Here is a 23,317-nt window from a genome sequence, read left to right as displayed (position 1 = left end):
ATGGAAACTTGTCCATGGTGTGAGATAGGAAAACTTACATCGGTAACTGGTACGGTCTATTGGGAATTACCAGATGGAACGCGAGCCGTTGAAATTACTGAAACTCCTTCTTCCCATTGTGAGAATTGTAAAGCTCTTTTTCAGAGTGATGAAATAGTAAAAGGAATTGAAGATCAGCTATTTTTAATTGATTCGAAACAGCTTGCAAAACAGACCAAGTATGATGAGTTATTGAAGATGAAGAGATTATTGAAGCGGAATTACTTTGATTTTGGGAAATAACAAAATGATTAGAAGTTGCCTCATCTACTTTTTTGGGTGAGGTTTTTCTGTGCGCCCGGCGGTGTGGTCTATAGGGTGTACATCTCGAACGGTGAAGGCATTAGTAGCTTCATCATTTTAAATTTTCATCTTCACTACCCTTACTTTGACCAATAGGAATAAAAAAATCCATGCAGTATCTCCTCACATATTCAAATTTCTTTTCATAGCAAATAGGTATTTAGATTACCTGTTTCTCTGAATTCCCCAAATGAATTCATTCATATTCATCCCGCCTATAAATGTGATTGTGAGAAATTACCATTCTTAAATAAACATTTTTTGGGATAACTTAGAAATGAAATCTTAAAAGAAAGGATACATATATGAAAACAAAATGGGTTCTATTAGCCATTCTTTCTACCATAGTCAATGTGCTTTCTGGATGTGAATCATTAGCGGTCTTAGATCCTAAAGGACCTCAAGCCCAAACGCAAGCCAATGTGATTTTGCTATCAATTGCGATCATGGCGGTTATTGTTATTGTTGTTTGTGCTATTTTAGTCTTTGTGTTAACGAAATACCGTGACTCTAAACTACCTAAAGAATATGAACCACCCTACATTGAAGGGAATCATGTTGTTGAAACGATTATTGTTGGGGTGCCAATTTTAATCGTCATTTTCTTCTCCGTTGTTTCTGTAATTTCCAACAATAAAGTGGAAGCCACTCCGGAAGGGTACAAAGGTCAAGATCCATTAGTTATTTACGCTTCGTCATCTGACTGGAAGTGGCATTTTAGTTATCCAGAAAACGATATCGAGACAGTAAACTACTTGTATATTCCAACAAATCGACCACTTGAATTTAAACTTTATTCATTCGGGCCTATCACGAGTTTCTGGATTCCACAACTTGGCGGTCAAAAATATGCCATGTCTAACATGGTGACTACATTACACTTAGCAGCGGACGAATCAGGGGAAATGATGGGACGAAATGCAAACTTTAGTGGGAAAGGATTCGCTGAAAATACGTTCCACGTCGAAGCGATGTCTCAAGATAAGTTTGATGAATGGGTAAAGGAAGTTAAAGAAACTGCGAAACCTATTACTGAAGTAAGATTCAATGAATTATTAAAACCGGGTCATGAGGGACAGTTAACGTTTACTGGAACTCATTTAGACTTCTCACCAGCTCCAGAAGGTGAAAATGCTGGACATCATCATGGCTCAAGTGACTCTAACACGAATTCAAAAGGTGAACATATGGAGCATGATCATAAGTCAAGTAATAGTAAAGAAAAATCAGCACACAATCATGAATAATTTCTTAGTCTATCTCAAGAAAAATATTTTCAGAAAGGAAACACAAAAGTATGGGTTTTTTCTCTAGATTTCTTATACCTAATCCTAGTCCCGTCATTTACTCATCAATGGTGGCCATTGGTGTTACTGTTCTCTTGATCATTGTTGGTTTAACCCACTTTAAAAAATGGTTTTATTTATGGAGTGGCTGGTTAACAACAGTCGATCATAAAAGAATAGGTATTATGTATCTAATATCTGCTTTGTTGATGCTATTTCGTGGTGGGGTAGATGCTGTGATGATGCGTGCGCAACTTGCCGTACCGGATAACAAATTATTAGATTCACAGCACTATAATGAAATTTTTTCAACACACGGGGTTGTGATGATTATCTTTATGGCGATGCCGTACATTATGGCCTTAATGAATTTCGTCGTGCCATTACAAATTGGAGCCCGAGATGTAGCATTCCCACGTCTAAATGCCATAAGTTTCTGGTTATTTTTTATGGGTGCGATGCTATTCAACATCTCTTTTGTAATTGGTGGTTCGCCTGATGCAGGGTGGTCATCTTATTTCCCGCTTGCAGGTAATGAATTTAGCCCACATGTTGGAACGAATTATTATATGATTGGTATTCAGATAGCCGGAATAGGTACATTAATGACGGGGATTAACTTTTTGACGACTATTCTTAAAATGAGAGCACCCGGTATGACATTAATGAAAATGCCAATGTTTACATGGTCTGCTTTAGTCACAAGCATTATTATCATTTTCGCATTCCCTGTATTAACAGTGGCGCTGATCATGGGAACAATGGATCGACTATTCGCAACCAAGTTTTTCACAATGACTGAGGGCGGTATGGATATGCTTTGGGCTAACCTGTTCTGGGTTTGGGGACATCCTGAAGTATATATCTTAATCTTGCCTGCATTTGGTCTTTTTAGTGAGATTATCCCAACCTTTTCACGACGTAACCTATATGGCTATCGATCAATGGTTGCTTCAATGGTATTTATCTCTATATATTCATTCTTCGTTTGGACGCACCATTTCTTTACAATGGGGCAAGCAGCATATGTTAATAGTATTTTCTCGATTACAACGATGGTAATTGCTATTCCGACTGGAATCAAGATCTTTAACTGGTTGTTCACGATGTGGAAAGGTAGAATCAGATTTACCGTACCTATGCTTTATTCAATAGGTTTCATACCTCTTTTCACAATCGGTGGAGTTACGGGGGTTATGCTTGCGATGTCAGCGGCGGATTATCAATACCATAATACAATGTTTTTAGTAGCTCACTTCCACAATGTCATCATTCCGGGTGTAGTATTTGCTGTGCTTGGTGCCGGAACTTACTACTGGCCGAAAATGTTTGGTTTCATGTTGAATGAAAGGATTGGGAAATGGGCGTTCTGGTTTCTAACCATTGGTTTTTGCTTAGCATTCTTCCCTATGTATATCACTGGTTTAGATGGTCAAGCACGTCGTATATACACATACTCTGAATCGACTGGATTTGGACCATTAAATATGATTTCGTTTATCGGGGCAGCTTTAATGGCAATCAGCTTTGTATTAATCGTATATACGATTTACTATAGCATTCGCCATGCTCCAAGAGATGTTAGTGAGGATCCGTGGGATGCACGTTCCCTTGAATGGGCTACTCATAATCCAGTACCAGAATATAACTTTGCTATTATTCCACAAGTGAACTCAAGGGAAACTTTTTGGGATGCTAAATATAAAGGTCATGAATTATTCAAGGGTGACTATGAAAAAATTCATATGCCCAATAACAGCGGCGGACCGTTTATCATGTCCTGTATCTTCTTTGTCTTTGGATTTGCGTTAGTATTCAGCATATGGTTTCTTGCGATTATTGGGTTAATCGGTATCTTTGTTTGCATGGCTCATCGTTCATTCGAAATAGATCATGGGCATTACATTTCTGTAGAAGAAATTAAAGAGACAGAAGCAAAATTCGGGGGTGTTAATAAATGGAAATAGATCACTCGCAACCTCTTGAATATAGTACGGAACAAAATCGTCTAAATATTTTAGGCTTCTGGATTTTCCTTGGAGCCGAAATTATGCTTTTTGCAACACTCTTTGCATCATATTTTACATTAGTTGATCGGACGGGTAACGGTCCTACTGGAGCAGAAATTTTTGAAATCACTCCAGTACTTGCTGAAACATTCTTGCTCTTAACAAGCAGTTTTGTCATCGGGCTTGGAATTCATGCCATGCGACTTGGCAACAAGAAAGCCATGTTGACATTCTTCGTAATCACTCTCCTTCTTGGATTAGGATTCTTAGGATTTGAAATTACTGAGTTCATTACCTATTATCACGAAGGAGCTACACTGCAAACTAGTGCATTTACTTCGATGCTCTTTACAACATTAGGGACACATGGAGCACATGTTACATTAGGACTTTTCTGGGGGTTATTTATTATCCTTCAAGTGAAAAAACGCGGGTTGACACCTGAAACAGCCAATAAATCCTTCATTTTCTCTCTTTACTGGCATTTCTTAGATATCGTTTGGATCTTCATCTTCACCTTTATCTACATGAAAGGAATGACATAAACATGAAGGAATTATTCCCGGCTAAACAAGTATGGGGTTTTGTATTTTCATTGATTTTGACGTTTGTAGCTCTTTTGGTTTACTTCTTCAATATGTCAAAAGCAACAGGCATGACGATTTTTATATTGACAGCATTCATACAAGCAGCTGTTCAACTAGTTGTGTTTATGCATGCTCGTGAAACTGATGATAGCAAATCAATTTTTATGACTCTATATTGCGCTATATTCCTAGCTCTAATTACTGTCTTCGGTACAATACTATGTATGATCTGGGGTTGGAGTTATTGATATGAAACAGCTTGGGAAACAGAAGGCGTATGATGAGTAATTGAAGATGAAGAGATTATTGAAGCTGAATTACTTTGATTTTTAGGTAGGAAGAGATTGTACAGTTTCTATAAAAACATATATTTCTCTATTTAAAGGATATGATTCCCTTAGTGTAGACAGAAAAGAGTAAGTCATTGAGTTATATGATTGTTGAATAATTGTAAACAAACCTATTTAAGCTCCATTAAACGTTAGCTTGTACTCAGTAAAAAGAATAGATTAGTTTGGTATTAATTATTCAACTATTTAGAAAGATTAAAACTCGTCTGTACTGTTAGGTTCGTGCCCGAAAAAAGAGAATTTCGACAAGAAAGCCGATGTTTCCTACGCTAAGGAAACATCGGCTTTTATTTTTATTGGATAAGAGCTGACCTGACAGGCAAGACTTGGACACTTTTGTGAAAGGTTAATATAAATTAATTTCGAAGAAAATTGACATTGTACTCTTTCTTCAATCACAGTTCATCATAAATTGCGTTCTGTTTCTGGTGAAATATCGTTAGTTATCCTATAATTGTAGGAAGAAAAACCCATGTTGGTTTTTAAAAATGTAGACGGAAGGGAAAGTTTCCGATATATTAAAGCTGAAATCTTAGTTACTTTTTAGGAGGGCTCGTCACATGAGACCGTTTTATTTATATTTAATGAAATTCCGACAACCTAAAGAAATTGATGCCATCACTAAATTTGCTAATCACGCTTATAACGATCACAGTTTCCCAAAGCAATCGGATGATTATAATGAATTAAGTAGTTATTTAGAATTGAATGGCGACTATCTCGAAAGTATGACTGTATTTGATCGTGCGTGGGAACAATATGTCCAAATAGAAGAAGGACTCCAGTAGGGAGATCAGGAATAGGGGGGATCGAAGGATGCTTAAAAGCCTTCAAACCCGAATTTTGCTTTATTCTTTACTTATAGCAAGTCTACCTGTTCTGATATTAGGAATAATTTCCTATGGATCACAACGCTCTTTGCTTGAAAAAGAAGCAAAAAATGCCTTGAATGCAGGTTCACTTAATATCGTCAATGAAACATATAATTATTTGAACGAACGGAATAGTGATGTGAAGTTATTAAGTGCAAATTCGGTAATCATAAATCCTGGCTCATCAAAAGAAGAGAAGTCTGATGAACTAAAAAAGTTTATTGGAGCAAAACGGGAATATTACGGAGCTTTGTATTTGGATTTGGAAGGTAAAGTTATTGCAGATACATCTAATAAAATGATTGGAGCTAACTTAGCTGAGAGAATTTGGTTTGAAGAAGCACTAGAAGGTAATGAATTTCTTTCTGACGTGTATAAAACACGAGCTTATTCTGAACCCATAATAACTTTAAGTGCACCGGTATATGGTAGTACAGGGCAAATGGCTGGTGTTGTCTCCTCGGCCTTCCGCTTAGAAAACCTTTGGGAGATGATCGAGAGAAAAGCTATTGATATTAGTGATAAGTATCCTGTGAACATTTTCATGATTAATCAAGAAGGTATCATGGTTTCCAAAAAAGATCCCCATGGCGTCCAACAGAATTCTACCTTAGAGGAAATGGGATTAACAAAAGCAAAACTGATAGAAGCTTCTGAAACGGATAACTTGTACAGTGCAGAGAATGGAGAGAAAATATATTCTATTCAGGCTGTTCATACGATGGCACAAACGGAAAATAAATGGTTTGTGGTTGTGGGAGCTGATAAGAAACAAGTGTTTCAGCCTTTGAATGATCTTTTGTCACGTTATCTAACCATTTACACGATTTTATTTGTATCAATCATTATAGTGGTCTATTTATTTACAAAGACTCTTGTACGACCTGTTCAAGATCTTGTTGAAGCAACAGAGGAATTTATTGAAGGAAAAGAATTCGTCGTTTCTAATAAAAGAAGCTTTGAAGAAATGGTAAAACTGAACCTTGCTTTTCAGAGAATGATGGAAACGATAGAGGATCGTGAAAAGGAAATCGTTCGTACGGAAAAGTTGAAATATGTAGGTCAGCTAGCTGCAGGGGTTGCCCATGAAATTAGGAACCCATTGACTACAATAAAGGGGTTCTTCCAACTATTGAAGAGCCAGGATTATGATAAAACTTTAATAGTAAAGTATAGTGATGTCATGCTTGAGGAAGTCAATCGGGTTAATGTATTTGTAACTCAACTTCTTGATTTAGCAAAGCCTCATCAGCTTGAATGGGAGAAACTTGATCTAAAAGATTTCCTCGATGAAATTATAGATGTCTATTCTTCTTCAAATCCTAGTTCTCATGTAACATTAATTAATTCAGTGACACAATCTATATATATTTATACTGATCGAAACCGATTGAGGCAAGTTCTCTTGAATGTCTTGAATAATTCTTGTGAAGCATTCGATTCTAAGGGGAAGATTGAATTAAATCTTACAATCGTTCCTCAATATATAAAATTAATCATTCGTGATGATGGAATAGGAATTAGCCCCGAGAATTTAAAAAATATCGGTATGCCCTTTTATACAACAAAATTGGAAGGGAATGGTCTGGGTGTTGCGACATGCATCCAAATTATGGAGGAACTAAAAGGGAAATTTCAAATTGAAAGTACATATGGCCAAGGAACAGACGTAATCCTGACTATTCCTACAACGAACCGTCTCATTCGATGAGACGGTTTTTTACGTGAAGAATGAATAGTAACACCACATAACTTTAGCATTGATATGACCCTTTATTAAATGAGAGTACTTTTGTATCTAATTGAGCAAAATGCCCCCCTCTTTCTATTAACCTCCATGTTTGTTTGTGCATATAATTTACTAATCAAACGATAAGGACCATATTGGGGGATGTCTCTTATGGGCAAGAAAAAACAGCCGAAATTTAAAATAGGCGATACAGTCGTAATAATAATGTATGGGACAGTCGGGAAAATAACCGATGTAAAATTTCTCGATGGTGCTTATGTGTATGAAGTGAATTATAGTGAAGGTCTTTATATTGAAAAAACATTGCAATCCATAAATGAATACGAAGGAGAAATCCTTTATCAAAGAGAACAGATCGATATTGAGTATAAATATTTATTAGGTGACTTAGTCCAGGTAGATGGATATGAACAGGATTATTTCAAGATTATCGGCTATCGAACAGAAATATGGCGCTATAAGGAAAATGCCTGGGAGGATGTGATCTATGAGTTATCACGAATCTCCGACGGGGAATGGCTTGAAGCGCATGAAGAAGAATTGACCTTAATAGCCGATGCCAAACGTGCAGATGCAATTATTCGAAAATTAGGGCTGCTCCTTTCTAAAAAGAATAATGAGCTTGCTATCATTGCTAAACAAAACAACCCTGGTAAAGGTGAGCGAGAAATGACTATGACAAAAAATGAAAAAAAGGAAATGATCGATGGACTGTTAGATTTATATAATGATTACTGTAAGCTCTATGAACATTTTGGCGATGATGAATATCACCATATCATGAAAATCGCCCTTGCTAAAATTGAAAAAGCGGCAGAGGAAATTTATCCGGATCATAAAAAAAAGCAAACAAAGTGAAAGGTATTCCACCCTTCTAATAAGCCAATTAACTAATTACTATACAAAAGCTTCTGTTCAATAATGGCAGGAGTAGATAATTATAAGTGGAGGCAATTTTCATGAAAAAGTGAACACTTCATATGTTTTTATATAATGAAATGCCTTACTGGAATATTTGTCTCTATACATTCATACACCTTTAATTAAGGGGGCGATGATTTGCGAGAAATTGAGGTTTTTATTGATACAGAAGAGATAGCGGAATTCTTCTTTCAAGAATTGATAAGACGGGGCTATCTTCCAACAGAAGCTGAAGTTGAAGATCTTGCTGACATCACATTCGAATATCTTCTTGAAAAATGCATAATTGATGAAGAAGTCGATGAGTAACCTGTCATTAGACGGTTAGCAGCTTCCTTTCCCTTAATTCTAAAAATATTTTAAAAGACGGCGGACCACCGCCGTTTTGTTTGTATTTTTATATGTAAGAGCCTTATTCTAGACCTCTTAATAGATTCCAGATTTCAATCCCTTACAAGCTCTTGAAATTAAGGTTCTGTTTTCCTATCTTGAGGTTGATATGGTATAGTAGTTTTTGAATATCTTTTCAACCAAAAGTTAAGGAGGACATAGTTGTATGAGCGTACATATTGGTGCTAAAGAACATGAAATTGCGGAAACGGTCTTACTTCCTGGGGACCCGTTACGAGCAAAATACATAGCAGAAACATTTTTAGAAGATGCTAAACTATACAATGAAGTACGTAACATGTTTGGATATACGGGGACATATAAAGGGAAACGCATTTCTGTCCAAGGTACAGGGATGGGTGTTCCATCCATTTCCATCTACATAAATGAATTAATGAATAGCTATAATGTGCAGAAGCTGATTCGTGTTGGGACTGCTGGTGCCATTCAGAAAGATGTAAAAGTTAGAGATGTAATCCTGGCAATGAGCGCTTCTACGGATTCACAAATGAACCGCCTGACATTCGGGGGAGTCGATTTTGCTCCAACAGCAAATTTCGATTTGCTAAGAAAAGCTTATGAGGCAGGTATTGCCAAAGGTTTGCAATTAAAGGTCGGTAACGTGTTTACGGCCGATCACTTTTATAACGATAATAGTGAATTAGAAAAATGGGCGAAATATCAGATTCTAGCTATAGAAATGGAATCAGCAGCTCTATACACGCTTGCTGCTAAATTTGGACGTCAAGCTCTTTCTGTTTTAACCATTTCCGATCACATATTAACTGGTGAGGAAACGACGTCTGCTGAGCGCCAGTCAACATTTAACGAAATGATTGAGGTAGCATTAGAAGCAGCTATACAGGACTGATATTAAGAAGTAAATTTACTTGCGGGTTACCAGGAATAAATGAAGCTGTACGATGATAGTTAGGATACAGACTCATTTATTCCATGGTATCCGCATTTTTGTAATTTAACAGATTATTGGCAGGGAAATATTATGGGTTTGGTTAAGAATTTTATTTCTGATTTTACCTACGCGAAATGGTGAAAAAAGATATATATATGATCAAAAGTTGTTTTTTTGATAACTAATATTTTCCGATTAGCCTGAAAGCTGATAAAATAGAGAAAAAGTTTATATCGTCATGAAGAATGAAAGTGGTGAGGCTTCAGTGGAAGAAGAAAATCAAAAACAGCCTAAAGAGGCAGGGAAATTCATAAAAATAAAGAAGTTTACGTTCATTATGGGGATTTTCTTACTCATATTTCTAACCGCAGGGATTACTACAATAGCCTTGACCTTTGGAGATGAAAAAGTAGAGTCTTTAGCACCGGATAAACATTCGGAATTTGAAAAGCTGTATTCTACATACGATACGATAAAAGATAACTACTATGAAGAGATTGATCAAGACAAGCTGGTTGACGGGGCAATTAATGGAATGATCAAATCATTGGATGACCCATATTCTACTTATATGGATAAAAAGGAAGCATCGAGTTTCCATGAGAGCATCTCTTCATCTTTTGAAGGAATCGGTGCTGAGATACAAGAGCAGGATGGGAAAATTATGGTCGTTTCACCGATAAAAGGGTCTCCAGCAGAAAAAGCAGGGGTAAAACCGAATGATATCATTTTAAGTGTGGACGGTAAAAGCATTGAAGGATTAAGCTCTTCTGAGGCTGTCCTGAAAATCAGAGGCGAAAAAGGGACGAAAGTGGATTTATCCATCACTAGAGCAGGTGAGCCGGAACCGATTGCTCTTACGATTAAGCGGGATACCATTCCAATTGAAACAGTATATGCCGAAATGCTAGATGATGGAGTTGCCAAAATCCAAGTAACAAGTTTTTCTGAGCATACTGTTAAAGAGTTGGAAACGGCACTTAATGATATGTCCAAGAAAGATATGAAAGGCCTTATCTTGGACTTGCGTGGTAACCCAGGTGGATTGCTTGACCAGGCTATAGATATGGCAAGCTTGTTTATTCCAAATGGGGAAGTAGTTCTTCAAGTTGAGGAACGTAGCGGGAAAAAAGATGTCTATAAATCGAAGAATAATGGAGAGTTGAAGATTCCAGTAGTCGTATTGATTGATGATGGCAGTGCAAGTGCATCTGAAATTGTCGCAGCGGCTGTCAGTGAATCAGCGGATATTCCTTTAATAGGTGTTAAATCATTTGGGAAAGGAACTGTACAAACAGCCCAAGACTTCGATGATGGATCTAACTTTAAATACACGGCAGCAAAATGGCTGACTCCTGAAGGTAATTGGATTCATAAAAAAGGGATCAAGCCGGATATTAAAGTGAATCTTCCTGATTATGCCAGCCTTCCATATATTTCGCCGGATAAGGAATTGAAAGCATCTGATTCTTCCAGTGAAGTAAAGGCAGCTGAAAAAATGCTGAAAGCAGCAGGCTATAATCCAGGTAAGATAGATGGATTCTTTGATGAAGAAACAACAAATGCAGTTAAAGAATTCCAAAAAGAACAAAAGGTTAAAGAAACAGGTATTATCAAAGACGATACAACCGTAAAATTAATGCAGGTCATCCGGGAGAAAATCCTTGAAAATGATACACAAGTGAAAAAAGCAGTGGAAGTTTTAAAGAAGGAAATCAAATAATTTGAGTATAAACAGCCTGTCAGCGATTACCGTTGACAGGCTGTTTATCGTTAATTGCATAATACTTCAATAAAAGGGGAAAAATATGGTTACTTTTACCGATGAGGTGAGGATATGAAAGAGAAGGTACTGTTCATATGTTTAATTGTCTTAATGCTGGCTGGTTGTTCATATTCGCCTGTTCCCCAATTAAATAAGAATAAAAATACGGAAAAAAACCTTTCTAAAGAAGAGAGCCAAGAAAGTATGAAAACTTTTCTATTGATTGGTGTCGATTCTCGTGGAGAGGAGGATTCTCGGGCAGATGCTGTGATACTAGCACGCTACTTTCCTGAGCAGCAGAAGCTAAAACTGGCTTCTATTATGCGTGATAGTTATGTGAAAATACCGGGTTATAAATACGGATATAACAAAATAAATGCTGCTTATTATTATGGTGGCAGTGAACTACTTAAGAAAACAATACAAGAAAACTTAGATGTTAAAGTCGATCATGTTGCAGTAATTGATTTTAAGGGATTCGTAAAGATGGTTGACCTACTTGCCCCAGATGGTGTGATGGTAAATGTGAATCAGGAAATTATTGATGATATGAGCATTGAAGCCAGCAGCGGTAAAAATGTATTACATGGTGAGGAAATATTGAAATATGTCCGTTTCCGACATGATGATGAAAGTGATTTTGGACGGGTCGCGCGTCAACAGGAAGTATTAGTTCAATTAAAAACGGGATTTATTAATCAAATCTCATCCTTTGAAGGGATGGTCGCCCTACCTAGTATTATTGAAAAAGGGATGTCCTACCTAGATACGGATATTGGGATGAAAACGATTATGGAAATGGGCTCTCAAGTTGTCTTCCAATCCCCAGATTCTGTAGAAACCTTAAGGATTCCAGTTGAAGGAAGCTATAAAGATGAAATATATCCCCAATCTGGAGCAGTTTTGAAAATGGACTACACTAAAAATAAGGAGGCACTTCAAGAATTTTTTTCAAGGTAAGAAGTGCTGATCGATCACTATTTGTTAATATTTAATCAATTTTTTGAAAAATTAAGCTTGATTTAATAATATATAATCTTTTATAAAGAACCTCGCAAGAATAAATATAAATATCATAGTAAAATGAACGAGGCGAAATCACATATGCGATTCCGTCTCGTTATGATTAGTTTCATCTAAAAGATGAAACCTGGCTCAATTGACAAAAAGCGGAATGTTTTTCACATAGTCTGGTGAAATAATACCGTTTTCTGTTATGATGCTCGTGATTAGATGATTCGGTGTGACGTCAAAGGCTGGATTGAATGTCTTTACATTATCTGGGGCTATCTTTACTCCCTGAATGAAGGTAATCTCGTCCCCATTCCGCTCCTCAATCGGGATGGATGTGCCAGATTCAAGGGAAAGGTCGAAAGTGCTTGAAGGAGCGGCCACATAGAATGGGATACCGTAATGATTAGCTAATATTGCCAATCCCAAGGTCCCGATTTTATTAGCAGTATCTCCGTTTGCCGCAATCCTATCAGCACCAACTATAATACCATTGATTTGTTTATGATGAATGGTATGAGCAGCCATATTGTCAGAGATTAAAGTGACGTCCACTCCAGATTGCATTAGTTCCCAAGCAGTCAAACGTGCCCCTTGCAGGACAGGTCTTGTTTCACATGCATATACCTTTATCGGAAAGGCTCTTTCTTTCGCTAGATGGAAGGGAGCCAAGGCTGTACCATAGCGAGCAGTGGCAATTCCCCCAGCGTTGCAATGCGTTAATATGGAATCTCCTTCAGCAAATAAGGATAAACCATTTTCCCCGATTTTTCGGCACATTTCTTCATCTTCTGTAAAGATTGCTTTTGCTTCCAGTATAAGTGCCTCTTTGGCAGTTGGAATACTCTTGGCTGCTTGCAAAATGTTTTCCATCCTTTTTAACGCCCAAAAAAGGTTGACTGCAGTAGGGCGTGAAGAAGCTAGTTTTTTAATATGTTTAGTTACATTTTGTTTGAATTCCCCTAAATCAGTTGAACCATCCTGATTCGCTCCAAGTGCGACACCGAATGCTGCAGTTAGACCAATTGCTGGGGCACCGCGGACCTTTAATGTCAAAATGCTGTCAAATACATCCTCAACGGAATAAAGTTTAATGAATTCTGTAATTGTAGGTAAGGCCTGTTGATTTAATAAAGTTATATGAGTATCATCCCATTGAACGGAATAAGGTAAGGCTGTTGTCGTCGTCATATGTAGTTCTCCTTTTAAAGGGTTGAATAGGTAGGCAGTGTATGTTGCTTCAATGCTTCAATCACAGCTGGAACATCCAATTGTTCCCTTTTTTTAATTAAAAAAGCACCAATTTTCAATGTAGCCGTTTTGGCAGCGATTCTTGTTTCTTTATCTTCAATAACATTTAAATCTGCAACATGAGATAAGCCTATTGTTCTCCGAATCAGCTCGCAGCCAGCAAAACCATATGCATCTTTTCTGAATTTAGTGAGCACATATGATAGATAACCATTTACTTGACGAAACGGACTTTTGTTTTGGGTATTCCAAAGACTAGTATATGTCTCTTCAAAAGTATCCCAAAATTCTTGGAGGTGTGTGAAAATTTCCTCTTTTCCAGCGGGATTACGTGTAACTGCCTGGAATAGAATGTTTGCTGTGTATTGGCCAAGATCAAACCCAACTGGTCCATAAAAAGCGAATTCAGGATCAATAATCTTCGTTTCTGTATCACTTGCAAATATACTTCCCGTATGTAAATCTCCATGAAGTAAGGCTTCCTGTTCGGTTTCAAAGCTTTGTTTCAGCTTAGCGACTTCAAGTATTACTTCTTGATCATTCCAAATGCTTTTGGCAGCATCCGTCAATTCTACTTCATACTCACCCGGTAGTTCTTCAAAAAAAGGATCTGTGAAAACAAAAACTTCAGTAATTTTGCAGAGTTCAGGATTCGTGAAGTTTCGGGCCACTTCTTTTTTCGCAGACGGTTCTAAATGCAAATCAGATGTGTAAAATGCCGTTTTGGCAACATACTCACCAATATGTTTCGATAGTAATGGAAATTGATCGCCATCGATTAAGCCTGTTCTCGCTATTTTTAAGTGTGAGAGGTCTTCCATGATTGTGATAGCAAGCTGTTCATCTGAATAATAGACTTGCGGTACAAATTCGGGACAATAGCTCTTGAAATGGATAAGTGCATTTGCTTCAATTGCAGCCCTTTTTAAGGTCAGCGGCCAACTTTCACCAAGTACCTTTGCATAAGGAACCGCTTGTTTGATTATAATTCCTTTTTTTGTGGCTGTGTCTGTAATATGAAAGACATAATTTAAGTTTCCATCGCCTATCTCTCTACATTTTAAAGTGGCATCTGTTTTGACCAACCCTAGTTTTTTTGCAAGGGTTATTGCAGTTTCATTTGACAGTAATTCAAAGTTCGAATGGTTTAAAGTCATTATTTTCCCCTCCAAATATTTAAAATAATAATGAAAAAGCCTCTTTCATATAGAAAGAGGCAGAAGTTTTAGCTTCGGACCTCTTATCTTCCAGAAATATTGCTTTCTGGTGGAATTAGCACCGTGCCCTGTGGATTTATAATCCGGCGGAAACTCCGCCCCATTTCACAATGGTATTACAGTCGGTTGCTGGGCTTCATAGGGCCTTTATCCCTCAGCCTGCTCTTGATAAGAGTAAATGTAAATGTTAATGTTTTCTGAAATTTTAATCTTCGGGAAAATAATATCAACTTTTTAAATAGTTTGTCAATGGGTAATTTAATAATAATCCGCACGACGTTCTTCGAATTCAGTTTTGTTACATGCTTCCGTTACTTTTGAGAGGTCCAGGGTACCTGTTAGGAGTTCTTTCTTCGCCGGCTTCACTTACGATATTCCCCCATGGATCTATAATCAGGGATTGTTCGGCAAATAGTTTAATAAAATCGGACCCTGAACGATTTAATGCTAAAACGTAGGCTTGGTTCTCCATGGCACGGCTGACCCTATATCGGTCCCTAATAATCGAGGCTCGGTTTGGGCCACTCGGCGGATACGAATAGAACTTCCGCACCTTGAACGGCATGGACTCACTGACATCCTTGTAAACGTATGTTATAACAAATGAATGTAATCGTTTTTTCTGCTTCTTCATCCGCAATCTCATTCAACCTAGTTAATTCGTATCCAACTGTTCAAAGTTCAGGTAAAATAACTATATCCGGATTAGATTAGACGGCGTTTTCTATCCATTTGTACTGCGAAATGAAAGTTAATATAGGGTTATCCAAAGGCATATCCATTTGGTGGAAGGAGATTTTCCATTTCATTTTTTAAAACCTCTATATGTAAAAAAACACTTTACAAGACTATGATAAACATATATCATTTGTGACTAGAATTTCAAGAAATTTCAGAGAAGGTGTTTAATGATGCAATTCGAAAAATCCAGACAGCTTCAGGAACTACCCAAGCAGTTTTTTGCTTCTCTAGTTGCAAAAGTTAAGGCAATTACAGAGCAAGGTCATGATGTCATTAATTTAGGGCAGGGAAATCCTGACCAGCCGACGCCAGAGCATATTGTGAAAAGTTTGCAGACTGCTGCAGAAAATACAATAAATCATAAATATTCTCCTTTCCGAGGACATCAATACTTAAAAGAAGCTGCGACTGTCTTTTATGAACGTGAATATGGTGTCAAGTTAGATCCTAATAGTGAAGTGGCTATTCTATTTGGTGGAAAGGCAGGACTTGTCGAACTTCCACAATGTTTATTGAATCCCGGGGATACGATTCTGGTACCTGATCCAGGCTATCCTGATTATCTATCTGGTGTAGTTTTAGCCCAAGCAAAAACAGAATTCATGCCTTTGACAGAAGAAAATGATTATCTTCCGCATTATGGAGAAATACATACAGAAACCCTTGAAAGAGCCAAAATGATGTTCTTGAACTATCCGAATAATCCAACTGGAGCATCAGCAACTGAGGGTTTTTTTGAGGAAACCGTCTCGTTTGCGAAAGAACATTCAATTTGTGTGGTTCACGACTTTGCTTATGGAGCGATTGGATTTGATGGAAAAAAACCGATTAGTTTCCTTCAAGCAGAGGGGGCAAAAGATGTAGGTATCGAAATATATACTTTATCTAAAACATATAATATGGCAGGGTGGAGAGTGGGCTTCGCTGTTGGAAATAAAAGTGTCATCGAAGCTCTTGAACTGTTGCAAGATCATCTTTATGTAAGTCTTTTCCCTGCAATTCAAGAAGCAGCGGCAAGTGCGTTACTAGATTCACAAAGCTGCGTAGAAGAATTAGTGAACAAATATGAAGGGCGCAGAAATGTTTTTATTGATGGATTACGTTCCATCGGCTGGGATGTCCAAGCTCCTAAAGCATCTTTCTTTGCATGGCTCAAGATTCCTGAAGGTTTCACGTCCGAGAGTTTTGCTGATTATTTATTAACGCATGCTCACGTAGCTGTTGCTGCTGGAAATGGATTCGGTGAATTTGGAGAAGGATATGTTAGGGTGGGGTTACTTACTTCTGAAGAACGGCTTCAAGAAGCAGTTGAACGGATTCGCGCATTGAATTTATTTGGAGAATAGTGGAAGATTCCAAGTTAGCTACCGTTAAATTGTTGAAAACTTATTGACAAAGTATGGATTACCTGTCAGAATACAAAATAAATTCTTAATCTTTTGATACTTGAAGTTTAAATATATCAGCGTTTTCTTATTTTGAGCAGGTGGAGGGACTAGCCCTATGAAGCCCAGCAACCGACCGTAATTCCATTGCGAAATGGGGCGGAATTCTTCGCCGGATTTTTTTGGAATCCACAAGGCACGGTGCTAATTCTTGCAGCTATAAGCTGGGAGATAAGAAGATGGCTTTTTTAAAGCCTCTTCTTTATGAAGGGGCTTTTATTGTTTTAACATGGATTAACAGTCGAAGATTCCATTCTCCATATATCGAGGTAATAGGAAAATGGATAGAAACCGTATTAGCCAGATATTAGAATACTGACTTCAAGACTTTACTAACGTTTAATAGGAGTGATCAGATGAGCGAGATAATCGCTACTTATTTAATTCATGATTTCAATGGCGAACATGAGAAAAAAGCCGAGAGTATTGCCTTAGGTTTGACAGTAGGAACATGGACGGACCTGCCTCATTTGGTCCAGAAGCAGTTGGAGAAACATAAAGGACGTGTTGTTTCCGTCAACCCTCTACCTGAAGCAGATAGAGCAAACCGTTTTTTCTATCGTAAGGTGTACCGTTCGATGATAAAAATTGCCTACCCGTCGGGAAATTTTTCTAATGATTTACCGGCTATTCTCACGACAGTATTCGGTAAATTGTCATTGGATGGGGAAATCAAACTGATTGACTTGGATTTTGTTGGCGATATACACAAGGCTTTTCCAGGACCTCAATTTGGGATTACAGGTATAAGAGAAAAGATTAACGTATTGGACCGGCCTTTGGTGATGAGTATTTTTAAAGGGGTATTAGGACGGGATCTCTTATTCCATAATGAGCAGCTGAAACAACAAGCATTAGGAGGAGTCGACCTGGTAAAAGATGATGAGATTCTCTTCGATCAGGAGCAGACCCCATTCATTGATAGAATAAGAACGGGCAGACAAATTTTGAAAGAAGTCTATGAAACAACGGGCCATCGAACTTTATATGCTGTCAATCTATCAGGTAAAACATTTGAATTATTAGAAAAGGCAGAGCGTGCAGCAGAAGCAGGTGCCGATGCCTTATTATTTAACGTTCATACATATGGATTGGATGTACTTCAAGCTTTGCGTGAAAACGATCGTATTAATCTACCGATCATGGCTCACCCTGCATATAGCGGAGCAGTAGCTTCATCGTCATTTTATGGTGTCAGCTACGCGTTATTGCTTGGAAAATTAGTAAGACTATCAGGTGCGGATTTATCTCTATTCCCTTCTCCATATGGAAATGTGGCACTTGAGAAAGAGGAAACATTAGCGATCGCTGAAGCTTTGACGAAAGATGAGCCGTCATGGAAAAAAGCCTTCCCGGTTCCTTCAGCAGGTATTCATCCGGGAATGGTTCCTAATCTAATAAAGGATTTTGGGAAGGACAGCGTAATTAATGCAGGCGGTGGAATCCACGGACATCCCGACGGAGCAAAGGGCGGGGCAAAGGCTTTCCGTTCTGCTGTAGAGGCTGTTCTTACAGGCAAGGCATTATCTGATGCGGCTTATGAAGATGAAGCACTAAGCAAAGCACTTGAGTTATGGGGAGGCTTGTAAGGAATAATGAAACCGATTATTTTTTGTGATTTTGACGGAACAATTACTAACTCAGATAATATCATCGCTATCATGAAAAAATTTGCACCTCCGGGATGGGAAGAGCTAAAAGACGGTGTTCTTCAGCAAAAAATCAGTATATCTACAGGAGTTGGGAAAATGTTTTCCCTGCTTGACAGTAGTCTAAAGGAAGACATTATTCAATATGTGAAGGATACAGCCGGCATTCGCCCAGGGTTCAACGAATTTGTGGATTTTACAAAACAAGCGAACATACCTTTGTATATTGTAAGTGGCGGTATGGACTTTTTTATTGAACCGCTTTTAAATGATATATTGCCTTCAGATCGTGTTTATTGCAACAGAGCTTATTTCAATCAGGAAAAGATCTTAATTGAGTGGCCGCATACTTGTGATAAACAATGTAACAATGATTGTGGTTGCTGTAAGCCATCTATAATGAGGGAAATTACAGAAGCAGATGATTATAAAATTGTTATTGGAGATTCGGTGACTGATTTTGAAGCGGCAAAGCAGGCTGATTTTGTAATCGCCCGTGACATACTGCTTGAGAGATGCAGAACAGAAGAGATTCCCCATCAAGGATTTGAAACGTTTTATGATGTGATGCACATTTTAAAACAGCAGATGGAGGTAAAAGCATGAAGAACCATACTAAAAAGTGGCAGGAATTAGCGGAAATTAAGGCTGAACTTGCCGAACGGGATTGGTTTATGGGGACGAGTGGGAATTTATCCATTCGCGAGTCTAGAAGCAGTTCCTTTTATATTACGGCAAGCGGTAAGGATAAACGGAAGCAAACGGATGCGGACTTTTTACTAGTGGATTTAAAAGGAATCCCAGTTGAGAAAACAGAGCTGAGGCCATCTGCTGAAACTCTGCTTCATACAGTGATTTACGAGAAAACTAATGCGAACTGTGTACTCCATGTCCATACTGTAGAAAATAATGTGATTTCTGAATTATATGGAGATGAAGGGGAAGTGACTTTCCGTAATCATGAAATTATTAAAGCGACAGGGCGATGGAATGAAGATGCAGAGTTTAGAATTCCAATAATATACAATCACGCTGACATTCCTTTGTTAACTGAAAAGTTCAAGCCACATGTTGAAGAAGACTCAGGAGCGGTGCTTATTCGCAATCACGGAATCACGGTTTGGGGGAAAAGTGGACTCGAAGCAAAAAGAATTCTAGAAGCATGTGAATTTTTGTTTCAATACCAACTGTTGCTCAATCAGCAACAGGCATTTGCAGGTTCGATAAGATAAAAACTCATAGAGGAGGAATAGGTAATGGCTACAATTAGATTCCATGAAACAAATGAGGTTATTGAAAACAGTGAACAGGTAAAAAATTTTTTAGAAACACAAGGTGTTATATACGAACAATGGGATATATCGAAATTACCGTCCCATCTGGTAGAAAAATATGATCTAACGGATGACGATAAAGATGAAATCCTTGTAACGTTCAAATCAGAGATTGCAGAGATTTCTGAAAGACGCGGATATAAAGCACATGATATCATCACACTATCCGATGCAAACCCAAACTTGGATCAAATGCTTGAAAACTTTAAGCAGGAACATCATCATGAAGATGATGAAGTACGTTTTATAGCAGGTGGAACCAGTATCTTTGCTATTGAAGGCAGTGAACAAAAATGGTTTGATGTACGACTGAATCCTGGAGATTTAATCAGCGTACCAGAATCGACGCGTCATTACTTCACGTTAGCAGAAGATAGAAAAACTGTAGCTGTCCGTATCTTCGTAACAGCAGCAGGTTGGGTTCCAATTTACGAAAAAGACGAAGTTCAAGCATAAATCAATTGAGAAAAACCAGCTATCGGGCTGGTTTTTTTATATGGCCTTCGCGGGTGCTTTAGAAGGGCAAGTATGATAAAATTTAACGGAATTAAATTTAGCTGGATTATAGGAGCAGATACGAATGAAAACAACCGAAGTGTACATATTAGGTGGTTTTCTCGGTAGCGGGAAAACAACGCTTCTTCGAAATATATTAAAGCAGGAAAGTGAAGCGGGTAGAAAAGTGGCCGTGCTATTAAATGAGCTCGGCAGTGTTTCAGTGGACAGCGGTTTGATTGGTGATGATGTACCTCTGAAGGAGCTGTTTGACGGTTGTATCTGTTGTACAATTCAGGATAAGCTCGAAGTTCAGCTGCATGAATTGTTGACGGAAAATGATTTAGACGCCGTTTATATTGAAACAACAGGTGCTGCGCATCCAGTTGAAGTGCTGGATGGTATTATGTCACCGCTATTCGCGAAAAAACTGGAATATAAAGGGATTATAACAGTTGTTGACTTGTTGAGGTGGCGCGACCGAGATGAGCTTTCTCCACAGCTACGCCAGTTGCTTGTTGAGCAAATCCATCATGCGGATTTCATTTTATTAAATAAAGCGGATCTAGTAAGCGAAATGGAGGCAGCCCAACTTATTTATTCCATTCAAGGTCTGAATCCTGAAGCTGTATGTTTATTGACAGAGTATGCAGCTGTTTCCTTGATATCTTTGCAACAGATGCAAAGGAAACAGCATAAAGTCCATCAAAAACTGGATGTCCAGAGCCATTTGCATTTAACGGCAGTTGTTCATACATTTGAAGGGGCAGTGGTACAAACCGACTTTGAAGATTGGCTTAGGGCACTTCCAGAAACGGTCTATCGAATGAAAGGATACATTTCCTTCACACATTCACAATACCCTCATTTATTTCAATACTCATACGGAATGCCAATGTATATGAATGAAATGATAAAAATGCCACTAAATATCGTTATTATCGGTGAGAAATTGGATAAAGAAATGATGATTAGTCAGTTAAAAGCTTTGGAAGCAAAAGCACCACATTAAACGATTACTGCCGATGAAAGAGGGGAAAAGAAAGTTAACTTTCTTTTCAAGGAGGCGGTATTTGTGCCATGGAATAAAAACGATTACCCTGATTCAATGAATAATCTTGATAAAGATGTCCGAGAAAAAGCAATTGAGATTGCGAATGCCTTACTTAATGAAGGCTATAAGGATGGAAAAGCTATTCCAATTGCCATTGACCGGGCCAAAATGGCTGTCAAAAAAGATTGAAAAATGGTCAGACCCCATTAAACGGGTCTGACCATTTTTATTGCTGCAACCCACCAAAGGCTGCAAATGTTTTCTCATCTTCAATTAACCCGCATGCTGCACATTGCACACGAACTTCAGGACCATTATAAGCTAGATGGAATGGCTGAAGAGAATCGTTCGAGTATTGTTCAACAATCTCACCGGATTGCGGATCCTTTTTAACAGGTGTTGGTATTTGCTGAATGAGATTGAAGCGAGATTTATTTGTCCGGCAATTCGGACAGCGGTATACTTGAGACATTATACTCACTCCTTTTTTGAATTTTTAAAAGTGTAATCGTATTATAAAGGTAGTCTTTACGAAAATGATTCTTAATATGTATAAATTAGTAATGGATGGAAGGGATAATTTTATGAAAGAAACGGTCATGAATGAAGCATTATTGGAAGCATATATAAGTATCTGGAATAATCGGAAGATAACAAATGGGGAAGGGGGAAAAGTGTTATCAGAACTTATCCGACGTGAACTTTTAGATGAAAACACCCATCCTCGTGCCCGAAAACCAATACTTGAAAAGTTTTACCTCAGCATTAAACGGGTGATGGAATCTTCGCTTTCTGATGAGAAAAAGAACGCAATCGTTATGGCCTATGTTACGGAACTCGAAAGGCTCTCATCCTCGAAGTAAATATCACAAGTGAATGTTAGTTAATATTCTTTTTTGTTTCATACTTTTTTCACAACTCATTGTTAAAATTTAAAAAAAATAGATATTTTATGAATAAGGAGCCTAAAATATGAAGTGGGGTGTTGCGCTTTTGTTTGCCGTCATACTACTTAGTGGGTGTAATAGAAGTGATACATATACAAAAATAAACAAAGATAAATCTTTTTTGGCGACAGTCAATATTAAGGATACGTCCCTTACATTCATAGATAAAAACTATCAACCTTTTGCCAATTGGGATATTTCAGAACCATTTACCGGAGCATTGCTCCTAGCAGATAAAGATACTATACTTCTTTATGGAAAAGAGATGGAGAAAATCCAGGTGTTTTCATTATCAGCCGGAAAACTGATAGACAGCTGGGAAATAGGGAAAGGGATTGTCAATATGCTGTTGCTTCATGACGGAAAAAGCATCGTGGCAGTCAATCAGTCGAATCATTCCATCTATTTTTTAAATGATAAAGGTGAGGAGCAGGATATAGTCAAGGTTGGGAAAAGCCCATTGACCGTTCTTCAAGGAGAGAAAGCGAATCGCTTGTATGTCATTAACTTTGGCGATACCAAATGTTCGGTAATCAATCTGGAGACGAAAAAGGTGGATATGGAATTTCCGATACATAGTTCTTCCACAGGCACCTTATTAAGGGAAGAAAAGGATGAAGTTTGGATAGGCGGCCATGGTGTTGGAGACCAAGTAGAAGAAAATCTCTATATTTATTCGGCAAAAACGGGAGAGTTGAAGCAAAAGTTGAAGGCCCCAACTATGCCGATAAAGTTCATTGAGAATGCTGAAGGGATTTTTATCCTCAGTCACGGCACTAGCTCCTTATATAAATTGAATGATCAGTATGAAGAAGTGAAAAGCAGAGTGGTCGGCGTCAATCCTTTTGAAATGGCGAACTTTAAACAAGACGTGATTGTGGCGGGATATGATAGTGATGAAGTGTATGTAATGGATGCTGAAACAGTCGAGGTTAAAAAAACCATCAAAGTCGGTCAAGGTCCATTTCAATTGATGTTGAGGGAGTAG

General features: G+C 37.9%; 26 protein-coding genes and 2 riboswitches. Of the genes, 22 read left to right on the top strand and 4 right to left on the bottom strand.

From position 1 onward, the window contains the following. From JFV29_RS17105 to JFV29_RS17050, 12 genes are all read left to right on the top strand, one after another. Entirely contained in the window at window positions 1-282 is a 282-nt protein-coding gene (locus JFV29_RS17105; protein WP_201185418.1) for a YokU family protein, read from the top strand. A gap of 365 nt (window positions 283-647) precedes the next feature. Beyond that, the gene (qoxA, locus tag JFV29_RS17100) at window positions 648-1,589 is read left to right on the top strand and encodes a cytochrome aa3 quinol oxidase subunit II (RefSeq protein ID WP_201185415.1); all 942 of its coding nucleotides are present in this window, start codon (window positions 648-650) and stop codon (window positions 1,587-1,589) included. A 50-nt stretch (window positions 1,590-1,639) separates the two neighbouring features. Next, window positions 1,640-3,595: a cytochrome aa3 quinol oxidase subunit I gene (qoxB, locus tag JFV29_RS17095; RefSeq protein ID WP_201185413.1), complete on the top strand. Its 1,956-nt coding sequence runs from the start codon at window positions 1,640-1,642 to the stop codon at window positions 3,593-3,595. Then, entirely contained in the window at window positions 3,586-4,182 is a 597-nt protein-coding gene (qoxC, locus tag JFV29_RS17090) for a cytochrome aa3 quinol oxidase subunit III (RefSeq protein ID WP_056520798.1), read from the top strand. The genes qoxB and qoxC overlap by 10 nt, the downstream gene beginning before the upstream one ends. A 2-nt stretch (window positions 4,183-4,184) precedes the next feature. After that, a complete protein-coding gene (gene qoxD / locus JFV29_RS17085; protein ID WP_056520796.1) occupies window positions 4,185-4,472 on the top strand; it encodes a cytochrome aa3 quinol oxidase subunit IV in 288 nt (95 codons plus the stop codon). Window positions 4,473-5,134: 662 nt separating this feature from the next. Continuing rightward, window positions 5,135-5,362: a YozE family protein gene (locus tag JFV29_RS17080; RefSeq protein WP_053346600.1), complete on the top strand. Its 228-nt coding sequence runs from the start codon at window positions 5,135-5,137 to the stop codon at window positions 5,360-5,362. 28 nt (window positions 5,363-5,390) lie between these two features. After that, window positions 5,391-7,157, top strand: a complete 1,767-nt coding sequence (locus JFV29_RS17075) for an ATP-binding protein (RefSeq protein WP_201185411.1) — start codon at window positions 5,391-5,393, stop codon at window positions 7,155-7,157. Between the two features lie 189 nt (window positions 7,158-7,346). Beyond that, the gene (locus tag JFV29_RS17070) at window positions 7,347-8,054 is read left to right on the top strand and encodes a hypothetical protein (protein ID WP_053346598.1); all 708 of its coding nucleotides are present in this window, start codon (window positions 7,347-7,349) and stop codon (window positions 8,052-8,054) included. 201 nt (window positions 8,055-8,255) lie between these two features. Next, on the top strand, window positions 8,256-8,426 hold the full coding sequence (locus JFV29_RS17065; RefSeq protein ID WP_064505166.1) for a YozD family protein: 171 nt from the start codon (window positions 8,256-8,258) through the stop codon (window positions 8,424-8,426). 247 nt (window positions 8,427-8,673) lie between these two features. Next, window positions 8,674-9,378, top strand: coding sequence for a purine-nucleoside phosphorylase (gene deoD / locus JFV29_RS17060; RefSeq protein WP_053346597.1), 705 nt, complete (start codon window positions 8,674-8,676; stop codon window positions 9,376-9,378). Between the two features lie 280 nt (window positions 9,379-9,658). Beyond that, window positions 9,659-11,143 carry a lmo1851 family serine protease gene (locus tag JFV29_RS17055; protein WP_201185409.1) on the top strand — a complete coding sequence of 495 codons (1,485 nt, stop codon included), beginning with the start codon at window positions 9,659-9,661 and terminating at the stop codon, window positions 11,141-11,143. 114 nt (window positions 11,144-11,257) lie between these two features. Further along, the gene (locus JFV29_RS17050) at window positions 11,258-12,145 is read left to right on the top strand and encodes an LCP family protein (RefSeq protein ID WP_201185407.1); all 888 of its coding nucleotides are present in this window, start codon (window positions 11,258-11,260) and stop codon (window positions 12,143-12,145) included. Window positions 12,146-12,340: 195 nt separating this feature from the next. On the opposite strand, the gene mtnA is transcribed toward JFV29_RS17050, so the two are convergent. The 3 genes from mtnA to JFV29_RS17035 form a co-directional block, all read right to left on the bottom strand. Beyond that, window positions 12,341-13,387: an S-methyl-5-thioribose-1-phosphate isomerase gene (gene mtnA, locus JFV29_RS17045; RefSeq protein ID WP_201185405.1), complete on the bottom strand. Its 1,047-nt coding sequence runs from the start codon at window positions 13,385-13,387 to the stop codon at window positions 12,341-12,343. A 14-nt stretch (window positions 13,388-13,401) separates the two neighbouring features. Continuing rightward, on the bottom strand, window positions 13,402-14,604 hold the full coding sequence (gene mtnK / locus JFV29_RS17040; RefSeq protein ID WP_201185403.1) for an S-methyl-5-thioribose kinase: 1,203 nt from the start codon (window positions 14,602-14,604) through the stop codon (window positions 13,402-13,404). A gap of 80 nt (window positions 14,605-14,684) precedes the next feature. Further along, a riboswitch (SAM riboswitch) is annotated at window positions 14,685-14,839 on the bottom strand. Between the two features lie 123 nt (window positions 14,840-14,962). Beyond that, on the bottom strand, window positions 14,963-15,298 hold the full coding sequence (locus tag JFV29_RS17035; protein WP_201185401.1) for a nitrilase-related carbon-nitrogen hydrolase: 336 nt from the start codon (window positions 15,296-15,298) through the stop codon (window positions 14,963-14,965). Between the two features lie 274 nt (window positions 15,299-15,572). Here JFV29_RS17035 and JFV29_RS17030 point away from each other — a divergent pair, with 274 nt between their 5' ends. The 8 genes from JFV29_RS17030 (at window position 15,573) to JFV29_RS17000 (ending at window position 21,571) form a co-directional block, all read left to right on the top strand. After that, window positions 15,573-16,751 (top strand): pyridoxal phosphate-dependent aminotransferase, encoded by a 1,179-nt coding sequence (locus tag JFV29_RS17030; protein ID WP_274607024.1) that lies wholly within the window; start codon window positions 15,573-15,575, stop codon window positions 16,749-16,751. Between the two features lie 124 nt (window positions 16,752-16,875). Beyond that, window positions 16,876-17,028, top strand: a riboswitch (SAM riboswitch). Window position 17,029: 1 nt separating this feature from the next. Then, a complete protein-coding gene (locus JFV29_RS31195; RefSeq protein ID WP_274607022.1) occupies window positions 17,030-17,161 on the top strand; it encodes a hypothetical protein in 132 nt (43 codons plus the stop codon). A 45-nt stretch (window positions 17,162-17,206) separates the two neighbouring features. Then, on the top strand, window positions 17,207-18,439 hold the full coding sequence (gene mtnW, locus JFV29_RS17025; protein ID WP_201185399.1) for a 2,3-diketo-5-methylthiopentyl-1-phosphate enolase: 1,233 nt from the start codon (window positions 17,207-17,209) through the stop codon (window positions 18,437-18,439). A 6-nt stretch (window positions 18,440-18,445) separates the two neighbouring features. Next, window positions 18,446-19,105, top strand: coding sequence for a 2-hydroxy-3-keto-5-methylthiopentenyl-1-phosphate phosphatase (locus JFV29_RS17020; protein ID WP_201185397.1), 660 nt, complete (start codon window positions 18,446-18,448; stop codon window positions 19,103-19,105). Next, the gene (locus tag JFV29_RS17015) at window positions 19,102-19,731 is read left to right on the top strand and encodes a methylthioribulose 1-phosphate dehydratase (protein ID WP_201185395.1); all 630 of its coding nucleotides are present in this window, start codon (window positions 19,102-19,104) and stop codon (window positions 19,729-19,731) included. The genes JFV29_RS17020 and JFV29_RS17015 overlap by 4 nt, the downstream gene beginning before the upstream one ends. Before the next feature lie 24 nt (window positions 19,732-19,755). Continuing rightward, complete coding sequence (locus tag JFV29_RS17010) at window positions 19,756-20,289, top strand: cupin domain-containing protein (RefSeq protein ID WP_056520768.1); 534 nt, start codon at window positions 19,756-19,758, stop codon at window positions 20,287-20,289. 124 nt (window positions 20,290-20,413) lie between these two features. Next, complete coding sequence (locus JFV29_RS17005) at window positions 20,414-21,340, top strand: CobW family GTP-binding protein (RefSeq protein ID WP_201185393.1); 927 nt, start codon at window positions 20,414-20,416, stop codon at window positions 21,338-21,340. 63 nt (window positions 21,341-21,403) lie between these two features. Further along, a complete protein-coding gene (locus JFV29_RS17000; protein WP_201188176.1) occupies window positions 21,404-21,571 on the top strand; it encodes a hypothetical protein in 168 nt (55 codons plus the stop codon). A gap of 37 nt (window positions 21,572-21,608) precedes the next feature. On the opposite strand, the gene JFV29_RS16995 is transcribed toward JFV29_RS17000, so the two are convergent. Next, on the bottom strand, window positions 21,609-21,854 hold the full coding sequence (locus JFV29_RS16995) for a hypothetical protein (protein WP_056520764.1): 246 nt from the start codon (window positions 21,852-21,854) through the stop codon (window positions 21,609-21,611). Window positions 21,855-21,930: 76 nt separating this feature from the next. On the opposite strand from JFV29_RS16995, the gene JFV29_RS16990 reads away from it, so the two are divergent. Both JFV29_RS16990 and JFV29_RS16985 read left to right on the top strand, forming a co-directional pair. Continuing rightward, complete coding sequence (locus tag JFV29_RS16990) at window positions 21,931-22,245, top strand: hypothetical protein (protein ID WP_242486041.1); 315 nt, start codon at window positions 21,931-21,933, stop codon at window positions 22,243-22,245. A gap of 109 nt (window positions 22,246-22,354) precedes the next feature. After that, window positions 22,355-23,317 carry a YncE family protein gene (locus JFV29_RS16985; RefSeq protein WP_201185391.1) on the top strand — a complete coding sequence of 321 codons (963 nt, stop codon included), beginning with the start codon at window positions 22,355-22,357 and terminating at the stop codon, window positions 23,315-23,317.

The organism is Peribacillus sp. TH16 (assembly GCF_016651095.1).
Classification (GTDB): Bacteria; Bacillota; Bacilli; order Bacillales; family DSM-1321; genus Peribacillus; species Peribacillus butanolivorans.
The sequence above is the reverse complement of the archived record's forward strand: the minus strand, read 5'-3'. Positions and strand labels throughout refer to the sequence as shown.